18 protein-coding genes, 1 tRNA gene and 2 riboswitches are annotated in these 21,103 nt (G+C 64.1%); of the genes, 13 read left to right on the top strand and 6 right to left on the bottom strand.

Annotated features, from left to right (window positions below; genetic code table 11):
- Positions 1 to 44: 44 nt before the first annotated feature.
- Entirely contained in the window at positions 45 to 1,178 is a 1,134-nt protein-coding gene (locus XH92_RS19185) for a hypothetical protein (RefSeq protein WP_194460585.1), read from the bottom strand.
- Between the two features lie 251 nt (positions 1,179 to 1,429).
- Here XH92_RS19185 and XH92_RS19180 point away from each other — a divergent pair, with 251 nt between their 5' ends.
- Complete coding sequence (locus tag XH92_RS19180) at positions 1,430 to 1,675, top strand: zinc-finger domain-containing protein (protein ID WP_018272338.1); 246 nt, start codon at positions 1,430 to 1,432, stop codon at positions 1,673 to 1,675.
- Between the two features lie 7 nt (positions 1,676 to 1,682).
- A complete protein-coding gene (locus tag XH92_RS19175; protein WP_194460584.1) occupies positions 1,683 to 2,885 on the top strand; it encodes an FAD-dependent monooxygenase in 1,203 nt (400 codons plus the stop codon).
- Positions 2,886 to 2,945: 60 nt separating this feature from the next.
- Here the strand turns inward: XH92_RS19175 and XH92_RS19170 are convergent, their stop codons facing one another.
- Positions 2,946 to 3,377, bottom strand: a complete 432-nt coding sequence (locus tag XH92_RS19170; RefSeq protein WP_194460583.1) for a twin-arginine translocation pathway signal — start codon at positions 3,375 to 3,377, stop codon at positions 2,946 to 2,948.
- A gap of 1,603 nt (positions 3,378 to 4,980) precedes the next feature.
- The gene (locus XH92_RS19165) at positions 4,981 to 5,391 is read right to left on the bottom strand and encodes a hypothetical protein (RefSeq protein ID WP_194460582.1); all 411 of its coding nucleotides are present in this window, start codon (positions 5,389 to 5,391) and stop codon (positions 4,981 to 4,983) included.
- Positions 5,392 to 5,677: 286 nt separating this feature from the next.
- Between XH92_RS19165 and XH92_RS19160 the strand changes: the two genes are divergently transcribed.
- Together XH92_RS19160 and XH92_RS19155 are read left to right on the top strand one after the other, a co-directional pair.
- On the top strand, positions 5,678 to 5,845 hold the full coding sequence (locus tag XH92_RS19160; RefSeq protein ID WP_194460581.1) for a hypothetical protein: 168 nt from the start codon (positions 5,678 to 5,680) through the stop codon (positions 5,843 to 5,845).
- A 78-nt stretch (positions 5,846 to 5,923) separates the two neighbouring features.
- Positions 5,924 to 6,010: transfer RNA gene (locus XH92_RS19155), tRNA-Leu, on the top strand.
- Positions 6,011 to 6,029: 19 nt separating this feature from the next.
- On the opposite strand, the gene XH92_RS19150 is transcribed toward XH92_RS19155, so the two are convergent.
- Both XH92_RS19150 and XH92_RS19145 read right to left on the bottom strand, forming a co-directional pair.
- A complete protein-coding gene (locus XH92_RS19150) occupies positions 6,030 to 7,970 on the bottom strand; it encodes a phospholipase D-like domain-containing protein (RefSeq protein WP_194460580.1) in 1,941 nt (646 codons plus the stop codon).
- A 187-nt stretch (positions 7,971 to 8,157) separates the two neighbouring features.
- Positions 8,158 to 8,445 carry a PilZ domain-containing protein gene (locus tag XH92_RS19145; RefSeq protein WP_194460579.1) on the bottom strand — a complete coding sequence of 96 codons (288 nt, stop codon included), beginning with the start codon at positions 8,443 to 8,445 and terminating at the stop codon, positions 8,158 to 8,160.
- A 285-nt stretch (positions 8,446 to 8,730) separates the two neighbouring features.
- Between XH92_RS19145 and XH92_RS19140 the strand changes: the two genes are divergently transcribed.
- The gene (locus XH92_RS19140; protein WP_194460578.1) at positions 8,731 to 9,051 is read left to right on the top strand and encodes a hypothetical protein; all 321 of its coding nucleotides are present in this window, start codon (positions 8,731 to 8,733) and stop codon (positions 9,049 to 9,051) included.
- 102 nt (positions 9,052 to 9,153) lie between these two features.
- On the opposite strand, the gene XH92_RS19135 is transcribed toward XH92_RS19140, so the two are convergent.
- A complete protein-coding gene (locus tag XH92_RS19135) occupies positions 9,154 to 10,773 on the bottom strand; it encodes an ABC transporter substrate-binding protein (RefSeq protein ID WP_194460577.1) in 1,620 nt (539 codons plus the stop codon).
- A gap of 270 nt (positions 10,774 to 11,043) precedes the next feature.
- Here XH92_RS19135 and XH92_RS19130 point away from each other — a divergent pair, with 270 nt between their 5' ends.
- From XH92_RS19130 to XH92_RS19095, 8 genes are all read left to right on the top strand, one after another.
- Entirely contained in the window at positions 11,044 to 12,174 is a 1,131-nt protein-coding gene (locus tag XH92_RS19130) for a M20/M25/M40 family metallo-hydrolase (RefSeq protein ID WP_194460576.1), read from the top strand.
- 92 nt (positions 12,175 to 12,266) lie between these two features.
- Positions 12,267 to 12,372: riboswitch (glycine riboswitch) on the top strand.
- A gap of 3 nt (positions 12,373 to 12,375) precedes the next feature.
- A riboswitch (glycine riboswitch) is annotated at positions 12,376 to 12,491 on the top strand.
- A gap of 68 nt (positions 12,492 to 12,559) precedes the next feature.
- Entirely contained in the window at positions 12,560 to 13,867 is a 1,308-nt protein-coding gene (locus tag XH92_RS19125; RefSeq protein WP_194460575.1) for a D-amino acid dehydrogenase, read from the top strand.
- Positions 13,868 to 13,993: 126 nt separating this feature from the next.
- Positions 13,994 to 14,191, top strand: a complete 198-nt coding sequence (locus tag XH92_RS19120) for a hypothetical protein (RefSeq protein ID WP_194460574.1) — start codon at positions 13,994 to 13,996, stop codon at positions 14,189 to 14,191.
- Complete coding sequence (locus XH92_RS19115; RefSeq protein ID WP_194460573.1) at positions 14,188 to 15,486, top strand: ArgE/DapE family deacylase; 1,299 nt, start codon at positions 14,188 to 14,190, stop codon at positions 15,484 to 15,486. Before XH92_RS19120 ends, XH92_RS19115 begins: the two co-directional genes overlap by 4 nt.
- Positions 15,487 to 15,749: 263 nt before the next feature.
- The gene (locus XH92_RS19110) at positions 15,750 to 16,691 is read left to right on the top strand and encodes an ABC transporter permease (protein WP_194460572.1); all 942 of its coding nucleotides are present in this window, start codon (positions 15,750 to 15,752) and stop codon (positions 16,689 to 16,691) included.
- A 3-nt stretch (positions 16,692 to 16,694) separates the two neighbouring features.
- Positions 16,695 to 17,582, top strand: coding sequence for an ABC transporter permease (locus XH92_RS19105; protein ID WP_194460571.1), 888 nt, complete (start codon positions 16,695 to 16,697; stop codon positions 17,580 to 17,582).
- Positions 17,579 to 19,234 carry an ABC transporter ATP-binding protein gene (locus XH92_RS19100; RefSeq protein WP_194460570.1) on the top strand — a complete coding sequence of 552 codons (1,656 nt, stop codon included), beginning with the start codon at positions 17,579 to 17,581 and terminating at the stop codon, positions 19,232 to 19,234. Before XH92_RS19105 ends, XH92_RS19100 begins: the two co-directional genes overlap by 4 nt.
- A 347-nt stretch (positions 19,235 to 19,581) precedes the next feature.
- Positions 19,582 to 21,102 carry a M81 family metallopeptidase gene (locus tag XH92_RS19095; protein ID WP_194460569.1) on the top strand — a complete coding sequence of 507 codons (1,521 nt, stop codon included), beginning with the start codon at positions 19,582 to 19,584 and terminating at the stop codon, positions 21,100 to 21,102.
- Position 21,103: the final 1 nt, after the last annotated feature.

The following is a 21,103-nucleotide window of genomic DNA, read 5'->3' as shown; positions in this document are numbered from 1 at the left end:
GCGACTTGGGATTTTGGAGTTGCGATCGACCGGCGACCGCAAGCTTAGCCCTGGGCAGGCATGCTCGCCAAGGTAGCTGCGGCGGCCATCTGGCGCTTCAGGCGCAGCGCCTTGCTTCGCCTGAGCCACCATGCAGTGGCCCGCTCGGTGGTGGCCTTGATCGACGACAGGAAGCCGAACAGCGCGAGCAGCGCGCCGAACAACCACATCGCGAGATTGAATGTGCCGGCGACAAGCAGCAGCGCACCGCGGCCGAGCAGCTTGATGATCGCGCGGGTCTGGCCGCCCTTGACGTCCGCGATGCGGGCCGCGCGCGCGATCTCCTGCGGGTTCTCCGCGACCTTCAGCGTGTCCCGCGCGGCGCGAACCCCGGCCGCCTCGCCGATGCGCCCGACATCCTTGGCGACGCGCACCAGCGCGCCGGCCTTCTCGGCGCGGAAGGCCGCGCGGATCGCGGTTGCGGTTTCCACCGGCCGCAGCACCGAGCCCGATGCGACTGCCTCGCGCAGCGCCGGCTGATCGACCACCTCACGGGTCGAGCGTCCGGCCCATTCGATCATCCCCTCGCTCAGCCGTCCCGCCTTGCGGGTATCCTTGACCAGCGTCAGCCCGGCGCGCAGCGGCCCGGCGCCGCCGACCGACACATAGGTCGCCGCGGTCACGGCAAGCCCGGCGGCCGCAAGGCCGAGCACCAGTTGGTCGGTGTCCTCGCCCATCACGAGATGCTTGCTCTCGCGCACGACGTCCCTGACGTCACCGAACACGAACAGGTCGCCTGCGACCGTGCCGGACAGGCTCGCGACATCGTCGGCATTGCCGGTCACGAGGCCGGTGGCGAACCCCTTGGCGAAATGCGTGGTGGACGATTGCTCGGCGCGCGCGTCGTCGACGCGCTTTGTGAGTTCATCGCCGAGCGCAATGTTCTTCTCGCCTGCGAGCGCGACGAAGCTCGTCGCAAGATCGGCATCTCCCGCGGCGAGTGCCGCCTCGATATTCTCAGATATCAACGCCGGGTTGTTGCGCAGCACGGAATTGAGCCTGAGGTCGGCGAGCGCAGCCGGGTCGTTCCGCGCTGACAGCACCGTGCCGGCGTCCCGGGCGTGCGGCCAGATCGCCGCGCCCACGGCAGCGCTCGCTGCCAGGCCGGCCATCGCAAAACTGAGGCGCACCCCGTTCATTCCCCTTGAAACCTCAAGTTTAATTCGCCTTGTTCAGTTCGTGCCTTGGAAATAGTGTGCCGTTTTTGCGACACAACGGCTCCGACCAAAGAAGGGCTTCTCTGGGACGACAAGATTGTGTCGAATTTGCATGAGCAAATGAGCCATCGGGGCTCTAGGAATCAACTGTTCCCGCCAGTATGGTGCGCGGCATTTCGCAATGCCGCATGCTGTTGATTGCGTCCGCCCGTCGTTGCCACCAAGGTGAGAATATGTCCGACCACGTCGTCCCGCACTTCCATAACGATGCCGGTGTCTCGGTGATCGAGATCGGGTCGCAGGAGTTCATGTGCGTGGGCGCCAACCCTCCGTTCGACCATCCGCACGTGTTCCTCGACCTCGGCAACGACAACGAGATCATCTGCCCGTACTGCTCGACGCTCTACCGCTTCGCATCCGACCTTGCTGCCGGCGAAGCACGGCCGCCGGAATGTGTGTTGAAAGACAAGGTCGCCTGACCGCTCCGTGGCGCTGACGCGAACCGTCATCGTTGCTGGCGCCGGGATCGGAGGACTGACCGCGTCGCTCGCACTGGCGGCACAGGGCTTTCGAGTCGTCGTGCTGGAAAAGGCTGAGCGGCTCGAGGAAGCCGGCGCCGGCATCCAACTCTCTCCCAATGCGAGCCGCATCCTGGTCGAGCTCGGGCTCAAGGAACCGCTGGCGCGGCGTGCGGTCACGCCGGACTCCGTCAACATCCTGAGCGCGCGGGCCGGCGGCGAGATCGCGCGGATGCCGCTCGGCCAAGCCGCCGAGTTCCGCGCCGGCGCTCCCTATTGGGTGATCCACCGCGCCGATCTGCAGTCCGCATTGCAGGCCGCCGTCAACGCCCATCCCGATATCGATCTGCGGCTCGGCTGCCAGTTCGAAGACGTGACCAAGCATGCCAAGGGCCTCACGGTGGTGCAGCGGCGCGGCAACGCGCGGCAGGATGAGTTGGCCGTTGCGCTGATCGGCGCCGACGGCATCTGGTCGTCGGTCCGCGGGCATTTGTTTCCGGATGTGCAGCCGCAATTCTCCGGCCTGATCGCCTGGCGCGGCACGCTGGACGCAACCGCCCTGCCGCGCGAATACACCGCGCCGCGCGTGCAACTGTGGATGGGGCAGGACGCGCATCTCGTGGCCTATCCGATCTCGGGCGGGCGCCAGGTCAACGTGGTCGCGATCGTGTCGGGCACCTGGAACCGGCCGGGCTGGAGCGCGCCGGGCGACGTCAACGAGATCAAGGGCGCGTTCGGCACGGCGCGCTGGCCGGCCACGGCGCGGATGCTGATCGGCGCGGTCGACGGCTGGCGCAAATGGGCGCTGTTCACCCTGCCCGACATCGGCCGCTGGAGCGAAGGCGCGGTGACGCTGCTCGGCGATGCCGCGCATGCGATGCTGCCGTTTGCCGCGCAAGGCGCCGGCATGGCGATCGAGGATGCGGCCGTGCTCGCCAAGGCCCTGGCCGATTGCACCGGCGAAAACACCGCAGGCATTCCCGACGCGCTGAAGCGCTACGCCAGGATGCGGCGCGGGCGCGTGCTGAAGGTACAGCGCTTGGCGCGGCAGCAAGGCCGCATCTATCATTTGAGCGGACCCCTGGCGATCGCGCGCGATCTCGCGATCCGCGCCATCGGTCCACAGCGCATGCTGGCGCGGCAGGACTGGATTTACGACTGGCGCGCCTGAAAGATCGGCCGGACGCGGCTTGCGTGCGCGACAAGCAATCGCCCGTTACGAGGCGGGTATTCAGTGGATGAGGCCTCGCGGCGCGCGCGGACCGTTCGCCGCCGGCGTCGGGGCTGCGGGTGCGGCCGCCGGAGTGTCCGGCGGGCTCTCGTGGCACTTGTTGGCGCGCCAGGCCTGCTCCGCCAGCCTCTGCTGGGAGTGGATCGCGATCAGCTCGTTGCGATAGACCATCTCGGAGACCACGGTACCGCCGACGCCGGTCTCCGCCTTGGCCATCAACTTTTCCTGATCCGTCGCGCGAGCCGCGAGGCCCTTGCGCTCGGTCTCGAGCTGCTTGCAGTCATACAGATCGTACTTGGCGGGATCGGCGAACGCCGAGGGCACGCTCTCGCCGATCTGTGCGCAGCCGGAAACGCCCGCGGCCGAGGCGAACAGCGCAACGATGGCTGCCGCGCGCAACGGATTTGGGCGGCGTGGGAGACGAACAGACATTCAGGTTTCTTAGTCCGACAGTGTTGAGATTGCCTAAAGCAGCCGCCGGTGTCCGGATTGAGGCTCAATCGCGGCGGCGCGCTGCTTATCCCAATGCCCGGCCGCCGAGGCAAATGGAATTGCAACGGACAGGTTAAGCCTTTGAAAGCGCAGCTGTTAGCAGCGGATAGTGGCAATTCCACTCCGCCGGCAAACGCGCTAGCAATCGGCGCGCCTGGCGCAATGCGGACGTGGCGGAACTGGTAGACGCACACGCTGAAATCATTCGACCTTCCAGCAAAACATCGCCCAATTCCACGATCGATAACGATCGAAAACGACGACATCTGCAAAACCATCGCGCCCATTCACCAATTCGGTAATTCGGGAATCGATATCCGCAGTGAAGCGGTGATGATTACATCGGAGGTCCAGGAATCAAAAGGCCTCAGCGATGAGGCTGAGGCTTCCTGACCCCTTTCGGGCTTGTTGGAGAAGACGGTGACCAGCCGTCATCACCGGCACCGTCAGACAGTGTAGGAGCACTGTCGGACATGGCTTCAGATAATAACACGCCCGTCGCGACATCGGAGCGGCGCCTTAGCGCCCGCGACGTCATGTCCAGCGGCCCTGATCTCTCCAAACGTGACATGCGGCGACACACGAATGTCCCGCAGAATTCTCGGCGATTCCGATGTCCGATGTCACGGATGTCACACCATGTCCCAGCTGATGTCCCAAGCGTGTGGGTAAGCCTGCCGTTCTTGAAACCGCATATCGGAACAGCCGTAAGGCTGATGTCAGTTAGAAATGTTTAGATGACATCCCAATGAATGACCGGACGTCGCACATAGTGCTGTTCTTGCTGGCGCTGACTCTCGCAGTGGCGGCTTGTGTGGTGATCTTGTGAACACCCTATTTGTCTTGGCGGTCCGGGGCCTGGCTGACGATCAGAAGGCCGTTCCGTTCTGAGAAAACGGAGTGCCTCGTTTGAGCAATAAACTCGTCCCGACGTTGGGCGTAGACTGCCGCTGTTCCTGCGTGGGCTTTCGCATGCCCCCCATGAAGCCCTGCGCGGAGCCAAGCGACCCCGCCAAAGCCCCGCCGCAAGACGGGGTCGCTGCGTGTCGGACATCCTCTCGTGCAATTTTTTTTCCGAGGTTTCGGGAATTAGCGATCATCGCTCGCAGTCGGAGCGTGGCGAATGCGTGCGAACAGATTCAAGAGCTGGACCGAGACCGAAGAACGATTGCTGGTCGAGTTGCATGAGTCCACGATGAACCACCGGCTCATAGCAATCCAGATGCGCCGAACCGAGGCTGGGATTGATAACCGGCTCGCGCTGATCGCCGGTAGGTCCAGGGCGAGTGACGACACAACGCCGCGCGCCGGCTCGACGCCTTGAGAGGCGGCCTGCACCCCGCCATCCGTACCGGAAAAGCCGGTTCACTATGGGCGACGAGCACGGGACGCCGGTGTTCGATGCGAAGAGTCAGGCCCGCATGCTTGCGCGGCCGGCGCAGCACTCCGCCCCCTCCTCTCTCGATCTCGACCACCGGCCCGCCATCGAGCGGGCCGTTTGCTTGAACGATCCACGCCCTTGCAGCCGGGGAAAGCCCCGAGCTTAGGAACGGTCGCTGACTGCGACCGTTCTCATTTGCAGGAGCCGAAAATCAAGATGGGCGTGAGTCCAAATAGGCGGGTGATCATTGGGTTCAGGATCGTAACAACACTCGCCATGTTGGCCGGTGTGGATGGTCAGCTCACCGCAAATGCGACGACGCCACAAGGCGGCGATTGCCGCGACTTGCTGCGGGCGTGCGAAATGAAAGACGAACTTGGCGAAGGTGACGATAACTGCATTAAGTTTCGCAAATCGTGTGCGCCCTCGACCCCTCATCTCAACTGCGAGTGGCTGCGTGATGCCTGCATGTACCGAGAAGAACTCGGCGTCGAAGGCAACAACAACTGCGGCCGATATCGCGAAAATTGCCACGACGGAACCATAAAGCGGGAATGACCGGCGCTGGATCATCTCCCTCGATCTCGATCACCATAGGCCGCCCAACAGGCGGCCTTGTCGTTTCGGATGCCCCGTCCCGTTGCAGCGGTGGTCGCCCAGCGCGCGCCGCGATCTCCACATATTATTAGTCGGCTAACTCCGCTGATTACCACTTGTTCCCAAAACGAAAACGGCCCCAGCGACTGTGGGGCACTGAGACCGTTTCGAGTTGACCATTCAAGTGTCGCCGGACGGGGGTCAGCACCTGAACGTGCGGACAACTAGGGGAGCGATGGCCGGTTCCTAACTGATTATGAGAATGCTCGTCACCACCGCAACCAGCATGGTGACGCTAAAGATCGCGACGCCAAGACAGACCCGCGCGGCCGACAAGTCGGAGCGCATGGGCGCGCACTACAGCCGCCACGTCGAATCAGAGGCCAACATCACCAGAGCGTTTAAGCGTCTCACTAAGGACGCATCGTGAACAGATTTTGCAAAACGCGAAGGAAAATCTGCAAAACATTTGCGGTGGAAAGTCGAAAACGCTATCCAAATCAACGACGCGGACGTGGCGGAACTGGTAGACGCAAGGGACTTAAAATCCCTCGACGGCAACGTCATGTGGGTTCGAGTCCCACCGCCCGCACCAGCCTGTCGTGCGGCCCCTCTTACTTCTTGGCTTTGGCTTTTTTGGCCTTGGCCTTCTTCGCCGTCTTGGCTTTTGCTTTCTTTGCCTTTGCGGCCTTCGCCGGCTTTTTGGCCTTCGCCTTCTTCGCCGATGTCTTGGCTGACGTCTTGGCAGATTTCCTTGCGGACTTCTTGGCTGATTTCTTCACCGATTTCTTCGGAGCTTTCTTGACGGCTTTCTTCGTCGACGCCGCACGAGCCACGGCGGGCTGTTGCGCCGCGCCGCCGCCACCGCCACTACGCGTCGGGCGTGGCGGCACCGGCTCCTCCATCCAGAAATCCAGCTCCTGCTCCTTGCCGCCGCCCGGCTTCCAGCCGTCGAGCGAATAGATCTGGTCCGGATTGCCGCCGCTGCCGAGATAGCCGCGCCAGGAATAATGGTCGTAGACGCCGTTGATGTGCAGCGCATAGGCCTGGGCCAGCTGCTTGTTGCCGCGGATGATCACGAGATTCTCGTCGTTCTTCTCCGAGGCGGCGACCGAGAAATTGTGCGATCCGGTGATGACGGCGCAATTGTCCGAGAACGGATCGATCACGATGGTCTTGGAGTGAACGATCGCGATCATCCCCGCGTTGCGTATCTGCTGGACGCTGAACTCGACGTCGGCCCATGAGGGTTCGTTGCTTGCGCTGACGCCATGCGGCAGCTGGACGTCGTCGTGGAAGGTTTGCTTCGGCGCGCCCGACTTGACCACCTCGCCGCCGACCGAAACGATGTCGCCGTTCTTGCTGGCCATCATGGTCGACACCACGCCGCGGACATAGATGTCGTTCTGCTGTGCGCGCTCCAGCAGGGACTCCAGCAGCGGCGATTGACCCGGCATGAACATCAGGAAGAGCGCGCCGTCCCTGGCGTTCTTGATCAGGTCCAGCACCGGCGTGAACTCCGCCTCGCCGTTGGTCGCGGCGAAGTAGACCGAAATGTTGCTGTCGCTGGTCGGACTGGAATTCGACGTCTTCAGGGCCGGCGGCATGGCGTTGCCCGCGGCGACCAGCTTGCCCCACTGATCGAGGTAGCGCCTGGCGATCACCGCGTTCTCGATGATCAGCACATTGTTGAGCTGCGTGCACAGACCGGTGGTGGTCCAGTTCGTGCTGCCGGTCAGCACGCGGATGGCATTGCCATGCGCGTCGCTCTCGACCACGAACTTGTTGTGGACGCTGGGCGACGACCTGCCCGCATTCGACAGATCGCGATGCTTGACCGCAAGCCCAGCGCCACTGAGCTCGCCCGCGATGTTGGGCTTGGTTGCGCTGCCATTGCCGAGCAGGACGTTGCCGCGGCTGCCGAACGGCTTCAGCGCGCCGACCAGCTCCTCGTCATTCATCTCGTAGATGGCGGCATGAACCTGGCTGCCGCGGAGGTCGGCATCGTGCAGGAAGGCCAGGATCTCGTGCAGGGCATCGCCCGACAGATAGCGCCGCGCCTGATTGGCCGGATCTGAGAGGCCCTTGACGAAATTGCGCAGCGAGTCGTCGGACGTATCACCCTTCACGAAGCGGCTGACGATCTGGGACATCAGGGTGCCGCGGTTGAAATAGGCCGACAAGCCGCCGCCCGCATCGCCCGAAGCGACGGCCGGCGTCGTCCAGGCCGACACCGAGGCGGCATCGGGCGTGAACGTCCCGCTCGCGCCGTTCTTCATCGCGGTGACGCGGTAGGAGACGTTGTCGGTGTCGACGACGCTGTGATCGGTCCAGATGCAGCGCCGGAACGGCGATTGCGTCGAGGAGATGCCGGCGTCCGCCACCGGCTTCTCGCCGGGCTGCGGCGGAATGCGGTTGGACAGTATGGTCGTCTGTTGCGTGATGTTGTTGCGCCGCTCGAGCTGGAAACCCACCCAGTCGTTCGACCAGGCATCCGGCTGCCAGGCGATCAGGATATCATCGGCGTTCGCGTAAGCCTTGACGTTGATGGTCATCACAATTTCCCCGAGGCTGGGTGAATCCACCGGCGCGAAAAAATCGACACCGCCTGTGCACGGCGAGCGCGTGCATCCCAGGGCGGCGCCGAAACCGCGCAGGACATTACCCCGGTAACCTTGAGTAGTTTGTGAAATAGACGACAACTGTTCGTGCAAATCGGCGTGGCGCGCCGGGCATCGCGCCCTAATCGAACGCCAGTCCCAGCCGCTTCTGCTTCTTCCATACGATACGGCACGGCCACCGCTGGCCATCGACGCCGAGGATGAAGCGGTCGGGAAACCACAGCGGCGAGTTGACTTCGACGCAGGCGCCCTGGGGCGAGAGATTGCGGACTGTGCAGGCGATCGCTTCATTGCCGAACTCGATCGCGCCCGACTTGAGGACGCGGCGGCGCGCGCCGGCACGCCGCTTCTCGGTCGGTATTGGCTGTTGCGCGCTGGCCGGTGCGGGCCTGTTGTCGTCGTCGGCCATGGGCCCGTCGCGGTAGGTACACAGACTGGTGGTCAGGTTACGACGCAATGCTGACGGGAACCTTAAGACCGCCCCCGCGGCCGAATTGGCATGCCAGCGCCTGCCGACCGGCTGGGCAGACGCGCGCGCGATATCACGGTGCGCGCATCACCTCATCGTGTCTTCCGGCTGTGGCGCGGTTCACACGCCGTGATCGCCGGCCGTGCTAGTCTTGGCGTGTTGGAAAATTCCGGCCGCACATTTCGCGGCCCTCGCATTTCGAGATCAATGAATTGGAGATAGGCGATGACGATTGCGGATCGCAATCGGATTGCCGGTCGCAATCGGATTGTCGGCACTACCGCGCCGGATCATGGCGCTTCGCTTCTGGAGCACGGCGACGACGCAGCTCATTGCAGCAACGGGCTCAATGCACAGAAATTCCGCGATGCGACGCCCGACGAGCGCGCGGTCTACCGGCGATGGATTCGCGGCTCGGTCGTGCTGTACGGATTGCTGGCGTTTGCCGCGGGAGCAATGGTCTGGATGAACGGCGCCAGTGTCGGACAGACGCAGCTCTCGAGCCTGTCGAGCGCGGGCAACGCCAAATCGGGTCACGTAAACTAGCGACTGCCGTCGCCGAACCAGTCGCGCATCAATTTGTCATGCCGCAAAACGAAAAATGGCCGGGACGAGTCCCGGCCACACGTGTTGCGTCAAGCCGCAAGCTTACTCGGACTTGTCGATGTTCCAGAAGATCGGCGTCGCTGGACCGTCGAGCACACCGCTCAGCGACTTCCGCCAGGCGCTCGGGCCCTGATACTGGCCGAGCGGAATGTAGATGACCTGCTCGTAGGCTTCCTTTTGGATATCGGCCGCGATCTTCTTCTGCTCGTCGAGCGACGGCGCGCGCACGAAGGCATCCTTGAGCTGTTCGATCTTCGGATCCTCGGCCCAGCCGAACCATCCGCCATTCTTGCCCTGGCCGCCGATCGAGAGGTTGGCGATCGGGTTGGAGACGTCGGCGCTGACCCAGTTGGTGAAGAACATGTTCCAGCCGCCGTCCTTCGGCGCCTTCTGGCTGGCGCGGCGGGTCACCACGGTCTGCCAGTCGGTGGCCTGCAGATCGACCTTGAAGCCGGCGTCGCGCAGTTGCTGGGCGACAACGACCGGCTGCGCCTTGAGCGTGGTGACGTCGCCGGGCGCCATGATGACGATAGGCGTGCCGTCATAGCCCGACTCGGCAAGCGCCTTCTTGGCCGCCGCCATGTCGCCGCCCTTCAACAACGTCTCGCCACCGATCTCGGACGCGAACGGCGTATCGCAGATGAAGAAGGAGACGCAGGTCTTGTAATATTTGGGATTGCCGACCAGCGCGTCGAGCACCTGCTTCTGGTTGACCGCCATCAGCGCCGCCTGGCGAACCTTGATGTTGTCGAACGGCGGATAGAGGAAGTTCATGCGGCCGAGGGTCTGGAAGCCGAACTTGTTCAGCGTCTCGACCTTCAGGTCCTTGTCGCCTTCGAGGATCGGCAACATGTCGAACGACGGGTTCTCCAGGAAATCGATGTCGCCGGACTGCAGCGCGTTCATCGCGGTCTGCGCGTCGGCCATCGTGACCCACTCGACACGGTCGACCTTCACGACCTTGCCACCCGCGGTCCAGCTCGCCGGCTCCTTGCGCGGCACGTAGTCCTTGTTCTTGACATAGACCGCCTTCACGCCCGGCTGGAATTCGGCCTGCACGAACTTGAACGGGCCCGAACCGATCTGCTCCGGGATCGGCTTGTCCGGCGGCGTTTCGGCCAGCCGCTTCGGCATCATGAAGGCGACGCGCGACGACGGCTTGCCGATCGAATCCAGCACCAGGCCGTAGGGCTCCTTCAGCTTCAGCGTGATCGTCTTCGCATCGGTGGCCTCGAGGCTCGCCGTGAAGTCCATCAGCTTCTGGCCCATGCCGTCGACCTTGGCCCAGCGCTTCAGCGACGCGACGCAGTCTTCGGCGGTCACCGGCGTGCCGTCGTGCCACTTGAGGCCATCGCGCAGCGTGAAGGTGTAGGTAAGCTTGTCGTCCGACACCTTCCAGTCCGCCATCTGCGGCTGGATCTTGAAGTTGGAGTCGGTCGCCACCAGCGTGTCGTAAACCATGTAGCCATGGTCACGCGTGATGTAGGCCGTGGTCAGGATCGGATCGATGACGCGCAGATCCGAATGCATCACCGCGGTGATGGTCTTGTCCGCGGCCATGGCCGGCGGCGCAAACGACAATTCGTGCGGTGCGAATGACAGCGCAAGCGCCGACAACGCAGCCGCGAGCGTGCGGCGCTTCCAACGCGAGATAGGGAACATGCAATTCTCTCCTGACGTGTAACTGGTCAAAGCCGGCTTATTCGTTATGCATGCGGTTCGTTATTTAGGCGAACTAACATGCTGTATGGCTTGTGAAATCGAGACTTGCATCAAGCGCAATGCGCGTCAATCGGTTTCGGGCGGGATCAAACGTATACGAACGAATGAACGGCGGGTGCAGCGCATTTGACTTTACAAAGTCGTCGCCCGAGCTTTTCGTATGGCACGCGAACGCGTATCGGCGCGAACAAACAACAAGAGAGAAAAGACATGAACCCCGCCAATCTTCCCTTTGATTCCGAAGCGATGCTGCAGGGGCTGCGCAGCTGGGTGGAATGCGAGAGCCCGACATGGGATGCGGCCGCGGTCGAGCGCATGCTCGGCCTCGCCGCGCGCGAGATGGCGATCATGGGTGCGACGATCGAACGCATCGCGGGACGCCAGGGCTTTGCCGGCTGCGTCCGCGCCCGTTTTCCCCATCCAAAACAAGGCCAGCCGGGCATCCTGATCGCCGGCCATCTGGACACCGTGCACCCGGTCGGCACCATCGAAAAGCTGGCGTGGCGGCGCGAAGGCAACAAGTGCTTCGGGCCCGGCATCTTCGACATGAAGGGCGGCAACTATCTGTCGATCGAGGCGATCCGGCAACTGGCACGCGCCTCCTTCACGACGCCGCTGCCGATCACGGTGCTGTTCACGCCCGATGAAGAGGTCGGCACGCCATCGACGCGCGACATCATCGAGGCGGAAGCCGCACGCAACAAATACGTGCTGGTGCCGGAGCCCGGCCGGCCGAACAACGGCGTCGTCACCGGACGCTACGCGATCGCGCGCTTCAATCTGGAAGCCATTGGCAAGCCGAGCCATGCCGGCGCGACACTGTCGTCCGGCCGTTCCGCGATCCGCGAAATGGCTCGCCAAATCATCGCCATCGACGGCATGACCACCGAGGACTGCACCTTCTCGGTCGGCATCGTGCATGGCGGCCAATGGGTCAATTGCGTCGCAACGACCTGCACCGGCGAAGCGCTCAGCATGGCCAAGCGCCAGGCCGATCTCGATCGCGGCGTGGAGCGCATGCTGGCGCTGTCGGGCACCGCAAATGACGTGACATTCAAGGTGACGCGCGGCGTCACGCGCCCGGTGTGGGAGCCGGATGCCGGCACCATGGCGCTCTATGAAAAGGCGAAGCGTCTCGCCGCCGACATGGGTCTTGATTTGCCGCACGGCAGCGCCGGCGGCGGCTCCGACGGCAACTTCACCGGCGCGATGGGCATCCCTACCCTCGACGGCCTCGGCGTCCGCGGTGCCGACGCCCACACTTTGAACGAACATATCGAAGTCGACAGCCTTGCCGAGCGCGGCCGTCTGATGGCCGCACTGCTCGCAACGCTCGACTAAGGTTGATTTGCACTGCACAACACGTTGGCACTGCCGGATCGAAATTTAGCCTTGTTCAATTTTGAGGCTTCGCCTACGGTCCGGCCGTCCAACGCGACGATGCGGGAGAGATCGAAGCGACAACATTCGTGTTGTTGCTTCGGCGCCGACGGAGCAACCGCCCCGGAAACTCTCAGGCAAAAGGACTGTATCGTCAGGACGATCTGGAGAGAGACGGACATGGCCAAATGGAAACGGCCGTGACGTCCACCGAAGGGGATAGTTCGCCGTCGGGCTCACGCCCGATGCGGATCAAGCTCTCAGGTACCGTGACAGATGGGGCGTCGAAACAACCGGTTTCACCGGCGGTTCGGCGACTCTAACCCACGGGAGCCTGAAGACCACCATGCCTCACATCGCAATCATTGGCGCCGGCATCACCGGCGTGACGACGGCCTATGCCCTGCTCGAACGCGGCTACCGGGTGACCGTCCTCGACAGGCATCGCTATGCCGCGATGGAAACCTCGTTCGCCAACGGCGGACAGCTTTCCGCCAGCAACGCCGAAGTGTGGAACAGCGCCGCGACCATTCTCAAGGGGTTGCGCTGGATGCTGCGCAGCGACGCGCCGCTGCTGATGAATCCGAAGCCGAGCTGGCACAAATATTCCTGGATCGGCGAATTCGTCGGCAGCATCACGCGCTATCGCAGCAACACCATCGAGACCACGCGGCTCGCAATCGAAGCGCGCAAGCATCTGTTCTCGATCGCCCAGCGCGAGAACATCGCCTTCGATCTCGAACGCCGCGGCATCCTGCACGTCTATCACGACAAGGCCGGCTTCGAGGCGGGCCTGCGCGTCAACGCGCTGCTGCAGCAAGGCGGGCTCGACCGCCGGCCGGTGACGGCGGATGAAATCCGCAGCATCGAACCCGCGCTGCAGACGACCTGCTATGGCGGCTTCTTCACGCCGTCGGACGCGACCGGCGATATCCACAAGTTCACGCGCGGCCTCGCCGACGCCTGCGTCCGCCGCGGCGCGAGCTTCGTCCATGAGGCCGACGTCGACGCGATCGCGCGTGACGATGGCGGATTCCGGATCGGCTGGAACCAAGCCGCTTCGCACGATGCCGAGGTCGCGACGCGACATGAGTTGCGGGCGGACGGCATCGTGATTTGCGCCGGGGTCGCGAGCCGCCACTTCGCCGGCCTGCTCAACGACCGCGTCAACGTCTATCCGGTGAAGGGCTATTCGATCACCGTGCAGCTCGATGCGCCGCAAAGCCGGGACGCCGCACCGACCGTCAGCCTGCTCGACGAGGCCGCGAAGATCGTCACCAGCCGGCTCGGCGCCGATCGCTTCCGCGTCGCCGGCACGGCCGAGTTCAACGGCTTCAACCGAGACATCCGCGCCGACCGCATCCAGCCGCTGGTGGATTGGGTACGGCACCATTTCCCGGGCATCGACACCTCGAAGGTCGTGCCGTGGGCGGGCCTGCGCCCGATGATGCCGAACATGATGCCGGTGGTTCGCGCCGGACGGATTCCGGGCGTGTTCTACAACACCGGCCACGGTCATCTCGGCTGGACGCTGTCGGCTGCGACGGCACAGATGGTGGCAGGGGCGATCGACGACTGGCGCGACCTCGACACGCCCTCAATGGTGCCGTCGCAGGTCGAGGCGAACGAGACTGCCCGTGCAGCTTTCCCCTAATTATCCCGCTGATGAGGAAGAATATGTGCGTATTTTCGTGTGGCCAAGTCGGAATTCGCTGAGAATCGCCGCATGACAACGACTAGCGTCATGATGGGAAAAAACGCTTCAGCGCGGGAGGGGACAATGCGCATGGGGGTAGCGGGCACGCATGGCATTGCGGCCCGGCGCGACATTACGGACGTCACGTGTGCCGGCGCCGATCTCTTCGGCGGACCGATACGCATCCTCGCCACCGGCACGCGCATCAACACGGTGCGCCACATTCCCGAAACGATCAACGCTCGCTCCCACGCATCGGGCTCCACGAAAGGCGCGACATGACAACCGGGACGTTGACCAAGCCAGATCAGATTGCCGCAGAGCTCTGCGCGGCCGTCGATCGAAACTTCGACGATCAGGTCGCGTTCCTGTCGCGCATGGTGCAGTTCCGCAGCCTGCGCGGACAGGAAGCGCCGCAACAACACTGGCTGGCCGAGCAATTAGCAAGGCGCCGCTACGACGTCGATACGTTCAACCTCGCCGACGTCAACCTGATGAGCCATCCGAAGGCTGCACCGATGGACGGCATCGATCTTGCCGGATCGCAGCAGGTCGTTGCGACGCGCGACAGCAAAGGCGGCGGGCGCAGCCTGATCCTGCAAGGCCATATCGACGTGGTGCCGGAGGGGCCCGCCGACCTTTGGGACCAGCCGCCGTTCTCGGGCGCCGTGCACGACGGCTGGATGTTCGGGCGTGGCGCGCAGGACATGAAGGCCGGTGTCTCGGCGATGATCTTCGCGCTCGATGCGATCCGCGATGCCGGCTATGCCCCGGGCGGACGCGTCCATCTGCAAACCGTGACCGAGGAAGAGAGCACCGGCAATGGCGCACTGTCGACCTTGATGCGCGGCTATCGCGCCGACGCCTGCCTCATTCCCGAGCCGACCGGACACACGCTGACGCGCGCCCAGGTCGGCGCCGTCTGGTTTCGCCTGCGCGTCCGCGGCACGCCGGTGCATGTCGCCTATTCCGAGTCCGGCACCAGCGCGATCCTGTCGGCGATGCATCTGGTGCGCGCGTTCCAGGATTACACCAAGGCGCTCAATGCGCGGGCGCTCGACAATAGCTGGTTCCGCAGCGTCAAGAACCCGATCAAGTTCAACGTCGGGATCATCAAGGGCGGCGACTGGGCCAGTTCGACCGCGGCGTGGTGCGAGCTGGATTGCCGGCTCGGCCTGTTGCCGGGCGAAACGCCGCAGCAGGCGATGCGTGGCATCGAGGAATGCCTGGCCGAGGCGCACAAGGCCGACGACTTCCTGTCCGACAATCCGGCCGAGCTCGTGTGGAGCGGCTTCCAGGCGGACGCCGCGGTGTGCGCGCCCGGCAGCGAAGCGGAAGCAGCGCTGTCGGCAGCCCATCAATCCATCTTCCAGGCTCCAATGCAGGAGCGCCTGTCTACGGCCGTCAACGACACCCGCTACTATTGCGTCGATTACGGCATCCCTGCCCTTTGCTATGGTCCTTACGGTGTCGGCCCGCATGCGTTCAACGAACGTGTCGAGCTCGACAGTCTTCGCAAGACAACGCAGAGCATCGCACTGTTCGTCGCCAATTGGTGCGGCGTGATGAGAGCGTGAATGAACTTGTCGTCTCAGGTCGGTGGCACACGACGACAAGTGCAATTCGAAATAGCAGCTTCAAACCAGAGGAGGCCTCCAACGGCCCGAACCGCGCCTTGATATAACGTCGCCATTGGCACAGTATTTGCCTGCAAATTCATCACGTTCGCGCTGCCTTTGAGACAAGACGCAGAAGCGCATGAGACACATCACGGGGACACCATGAGTATGATGCGGCCCAGCCTTCGCTTCGCACCCTCTGACGGCAGGAGATAGCAGCGATGCTCGGCTATCTGCTTCGCCGCATCCTCGCCGCCATTCCCGTGATGGGCGTGGTGGCCCTGTTCGTGTTCCTGTTGCTGCGGCTGACGCCGGGTGACCCGGCTGCAATCCTCGCCGGCGACAATGCGACGCCCGAACAGCTCGATCGCATCCGCACCTCGCTCGGTCTTAACGAGCCGATCTACATCCAGTTCTACACCTGGGTCGCCAAGCTGTTGCACGGCGACCTCGGCGTCTCCCTGATCTCGAACAAGCCGATCCTCGAAATGATCGGCCCCCGCCTCGAGCCTTCGATCTCGGTTGCGCTCGCCACCATCGTCCTTTCGATCCTGGTCGCGGTGCCGCTCGGCGTGATCGCGGCGTGGAAGCACGGCACCTGGATCGACCGCTTCGTGATGGGGCTTTCGGTGCTCGGCTTCTCGGTCCCGGTGTTCGTGATCGGCTATGTGCTGATCCAGGTGTTTGCGATCGATCTGCGCTGGGTGCCTGTGCAGGGTTTCAAGAGCATCTCGGCCGGCTTCGGTCCGTTCTTCGAGCGCATCATCCTGCCGACCTGCACCCTCTCCTTCATCTACGTCGCGCTGATCGCGCGCATGACGCGGGCTTCGATGCTCGACGTGCTGGGTGAGGATTTCGTGCGCACGGCGCGTGCCAAGGGCATCGGCGAGACCGGCGTGCTGCTGCGCCATGCGCTGCGCAACGCCGCGGTCCCGGTCATCACCGTGATCGGTTCCGGTTTCGCGCTGCTGATCTCGGGCGTCGTCGTCACCGAGAGCGTGTTCAACCTGCCCGGCATCGGCCGCCTCACCGTCGATGCGGTGCTGGCGCGAGACTATCCGGTGATCCAGGCCATGATCCTCCTGACATCGGGTATCTATGTCGCGGTCAATCTGTTGATCGACCTCGCCTACACCCTGCTCGATCCTCGTATCCGGTACTGAGCAATGGCGATCGAAACCCTTCCCGAATCCACCATCCCCGTCACCCGGCCGTTCCGCGTCAAGTTCGGCTTCCTCACCTCGACGCCGATCATCGCGGTTGCGACGATCTGCCTCGTGCTGATCATCCTGATGGCGATCTTCGCGCCGCTCCTTGCGCCTCATGATCCACTCTTGCTGACGCCGGCGCAGCGGCTGAAGCCGGCGAGCGCGCAATACCTGCTCGGCACCGACGCCTATGGACGCGACCTGTTGTCGCGCATCATCTACGGCTCGCGCATCTCGCTGGTGATCGGGCTCGGCGCCGCCGTCTGCTCGATCGCAATCGGGCTGCTGATCGGCCTCGTTGCCGGCTTCTTCCGCTGGGTGGACGCGGTGATGATGCGCGTGATGGACGGCTTGATGGCGATCCCCGCCATCCTGCTCGCGATCGCCGTGGTGTCGCTGTCCGGCGCCAGCATCTGGACCGTGATGGTCGCAATCACCATCCCCGAGATCCCGCGCGTGGCGCGGCTGGTGCGCTCGGTGGTGCTGACCGCGCGCGAGGAGCCCTATGTCGAGGCCGCGATCTCGCTCGGCTCCAGCCTGCCGAAGATCATGTGGCGGCATCTGATGCCGAACACGATAGCGCCACTGATCGTGCAAGGCACTTATGTCTGCGCATCCGCGATCCTGACCGAGGCGATCCTGTCGTTCCTCGGCGCCGGCATCTCGCCGGAAACGCCGACCTGGGGCAACATCATGGCCGAGGGCCGCGCCTATTTCCAGGTCAAGCCGTCGCTGATCTTCTGGCCGGGGCTGTTGCTCTCGATCGCCATTCTCAGCGTCAACCTGATCGGCGACGCCGCCCGCGACGCGCTCGATCCCCGCATGAAGCAGCGTGAGGGCAAGTGACCAATACCAACTCTTCCCACGTCGTCCTCGACATCAACAACCTCGTCGTCGGTCTCGGCCGCAAGGCGGACGCGCACCGCATCATCGACGACCTGTCGTTGCAGGTGCGCGAAGGCGAGACGCTTTGCCTCGTCGGCGAAAGCGGCTCCGGCAAATCGGTGACCTCGCTTACCGTGATGGGCCTGCAGCAGAAGGGCACGCTGGTGCCCTCCGGCGGCAGCGTCAAGCTGGTCGGCGAGGAACTGCTCACCGCAACCGACCGGCGCTTAAGGCAATTGCGCGCGACGCGGATGGCGATGATTTTCCAGGAGCCGATGACCGCGCTCAATCCGGTCGTGCCGGTCGGCCGCCAGATCGACGAGGTGCTGCGCGCCCATACCGATCTCGACTCCCGCGCGCGGCGTCGGAAGATTCTGGCCATGATGGAGCATGTGCGGCTGCCCGACGTGGAACGCATCTTCTCCTCCTACCCGCACCGCCTCTCGGGCGGACAGCGCCAGCGCATCATGATCGCGATGGCGCTGGTGCTGGAACCGAAGCTGCTGATCGCGGACGAGCCGACCACCGCGCTCGACGTCACCACCCAGAAGCAGATCCTCACGCTGATCCGCGACCTGCAACGCGATCACGGCACGGCTGTGCTGTTCATCACCCACGACATGGGCGTGGTGGCCGAGATCGCCGACCGCGTTGCGGTGATGCGGCACGGAAGGCTGGTCGAAGCCGGCCCCCTGCAGGAGGTGCTGCGCACTCCGAAGATGGAGTACACCCGCAACCTCTTGTCCTCGGTGCCGAGCCTCGTGCCGCGCGCGCCGCGGCCGGAGACGACCGAGCCGGTGGTGCTGGAGGCCAACGAGCTCAGCAAGGTTTACCGGGAGCGGTCGCTGTACGGCAAAGCCCGCGAGGTCGCCGCCGCCAGCAACGTCACGCTCACTTTGCGCAAGGGCCGCACGCTCGGCATCGTCGGCGAAAGCGGTTCCGGCAAATCGACGGTGGCGCGCTGCATCGTCCGCCTGATCGATCCGACCTCGGGCGGGGTGCGGCTCGCCGGCCGCGAGATATCCGACCTGTCGCGCCGGCTGTTGCAGCCGCATCGCCAGAAGATCCAGATCATCTTCCAGGACCCCTACCGCTCGCTCAATCCGCGCGTCACCGTCGGCGAGAGCATCGCCGAAGGCCCGATCAATTACGGCATGCCGCGCAAGGATGCGCTGGCGCGGGCCCGCGAGCTGCTCGAGCTCGTCCATCTGCCGCCCGACGCCATCTCGCGCTATCCGCACCAGTTCTCCGGCGGCCAGCGCCAGCGCATCGCGATCGCGCGTGCCCTGGCGCTCGATCCCGACGTGCTGGTAGCGGATGAGGCGGTGTCCGCGCTCGACGTTTCGGTGCAGGCGCAGGTTCTCAATCTGCTCGACGAGATCCAGCGGCGGCTCGGCATCGCGCTGTTGTTCATCACGCATGATCTGCGCGTCGCCGCGCAGATCTGCGACGACGTCGCCGTGATGCAACATGGCCGCGTCGTGGAACAGGGACCGGCGGCCGAGGTGCTGACCAATCCGCAGCAGGCCTATACCCGCGCGCTGCTCGATGCGGCACCCGGACGCGGCTGGGATTTTGCGAATTTCCGCCCCGTTTCGGAGGCGGCGGAGTAGCCGGTTTACCGTCATTCCGGGGCGATGCGTCAGCATCGAACCCGGAATCTCGAGATTCCACGGTGCGCAATTGCGCACCTGTGGTTCGCGTCTTCGACGCGCCCCGGAATGACGGCTAGCAACGTTGACGCACCCGAACCACTCGGGACGCCCATAGGGCATGCAAATCCGGAGGTGCTCGACGGCTTGCGCTTGGCGCGACGACACGCTTAACGTCGCGCGCTAGGGCATGACCCGAGGGTGGACACCGGCCTCCCCGAAAGTTCGCGCTCTAACCAACGAAACGAGATCGTGGCGCGAACCGTTCCGATCGCATCACGATCGAAGAAACGTATCGAGACCACTTGATGACCCGCATTGCCGTTGGCGGCTTCCTGCACGAGACCAACACCTTCGCACCGACGAAGGCAACCTACGACGACTTCGTGCATGGCGGCGGCTGGCCGTCGATGACCCATGGCGCCGAGGTGCTCAGGGTCATGCGCAAGATCAATGTCGGCCTCGCCGGCTTTGTCGAGGCCGCCGAGGCCAATGGCTGGGAGCTGGTGCCGACGATTTTCGCCGCGGCGAGCCCGTCGGCGCATGTCAGCAAGGATGCGTTCGAGCGGATCGTGACGGAGATGGTCGACGGCATTGTCGCCGCCGGCCCGATCGATGCCGTCTATCTCGACCTGCACGGCGCCATGGTCACCGAGCATCATGACGATGGTGAAGGCGAAACCCTCGCCCGCGTGCGCAAGGCCATCGGCAATGATGTGCCGCTGGTAGCGAGCCTCGATCTGCATGCCAACGTCTCGCCCAGGATGGTCGAGCATGCCGATGCGCTGATCGCCTACCGCACCTATCCGCATGTCGACATGGCCGACACCGGCCGCGCTTGCGCACGGCATCTGGCGCTGATGCTCAAGTCCGGGCAGCGCTTTGCGAAAGCATTCCGGCAATTGCCGTTCCTGATCCCGATCAGCTGGCAATGCACCAACGACCAGCCGACCAAGGGCATCTATCAGAAGCTCGCGGCCTTGGAGAGCGACGCCGTGCCGACGCTGTCGTTTGCGCCGGGCTTCCCGGCGGCCGATTTCAGGGATTGCGGGCCGAGCGTGTTCGCCTATGGCCTGACCCAGGCCGACGCGGATGCGGCCGCCGACGAGGTCGTCGCCCTGGTCGAGAGCCATGAGGACGATTTCGACGGCCGGATCTATTCGCCGGATGAAGGCGTGCAGCTGGCGATGCAACTGGCGAAGTCGGCGAGCAAGCCGATCATCATCGCCGACACCCAGGACAATCCCGGCGCCGGTGGCGATTCCGACACCACGGGCATGCTGCGCGCGCTGGTGCGCAACAAAGCGAGTGCCGCAACCGGCGTGATCTACGACCCGCAATCGGCCAAGGCTGCGCATGTGGCCGGCGTCGGAGCATCAGTCACGCTCGAGCTCGGCGGCAAGTCCGGCATTCCCGGCGACGCGCCGTACAAAGAGACCTTCGTCGTCGAAAAGCTCTCGGACGGCAAGTTCGTCGCACCCGGCCCCTATTTCGGCGGCCGCGACATGGACATGGGTCCGTCGGCCTGCCTGCGGGTCGGCGACGTCCGTGTCGTCGTCGGCTCCTACAAGGCCCAGCTTGCCGACCAGTCGATGTACCGCTATGTCGGCATCGAGCCGACCGCGCAGAAGATCCTGGTCAACAAGAGCTCGGTGCATTTCCGCGCCGATTTCGAGCCGATCGCCGAGAAACTGCTGATCTGCGCCGCGCCCGGCGCCATGCCGGCCGACACCGCCACGCTGCCGTGGAAACATTTGCGTCCCGGCATTCGTATCAAGCCTAACGGCCCCGCTTTCACCCCCTCCTCCCCATCACGCACAAACGGATAGA

The sequence above is a fragment of the Bradyrhizobium sp. CCBAU 53421 genome, assembly GCF_015291625.1.
GTDB lineage: Bacteria > Pseudomonadota > Alphaproteobacteria > Rhizobiales > Xanthobacteraceae > Bradyrhizobium.
The sequence above is the reverse complement of the archived record's forward strand: the minus strand, read 5'-3'. Positions and strand labels throughout refer to the sequence as shown.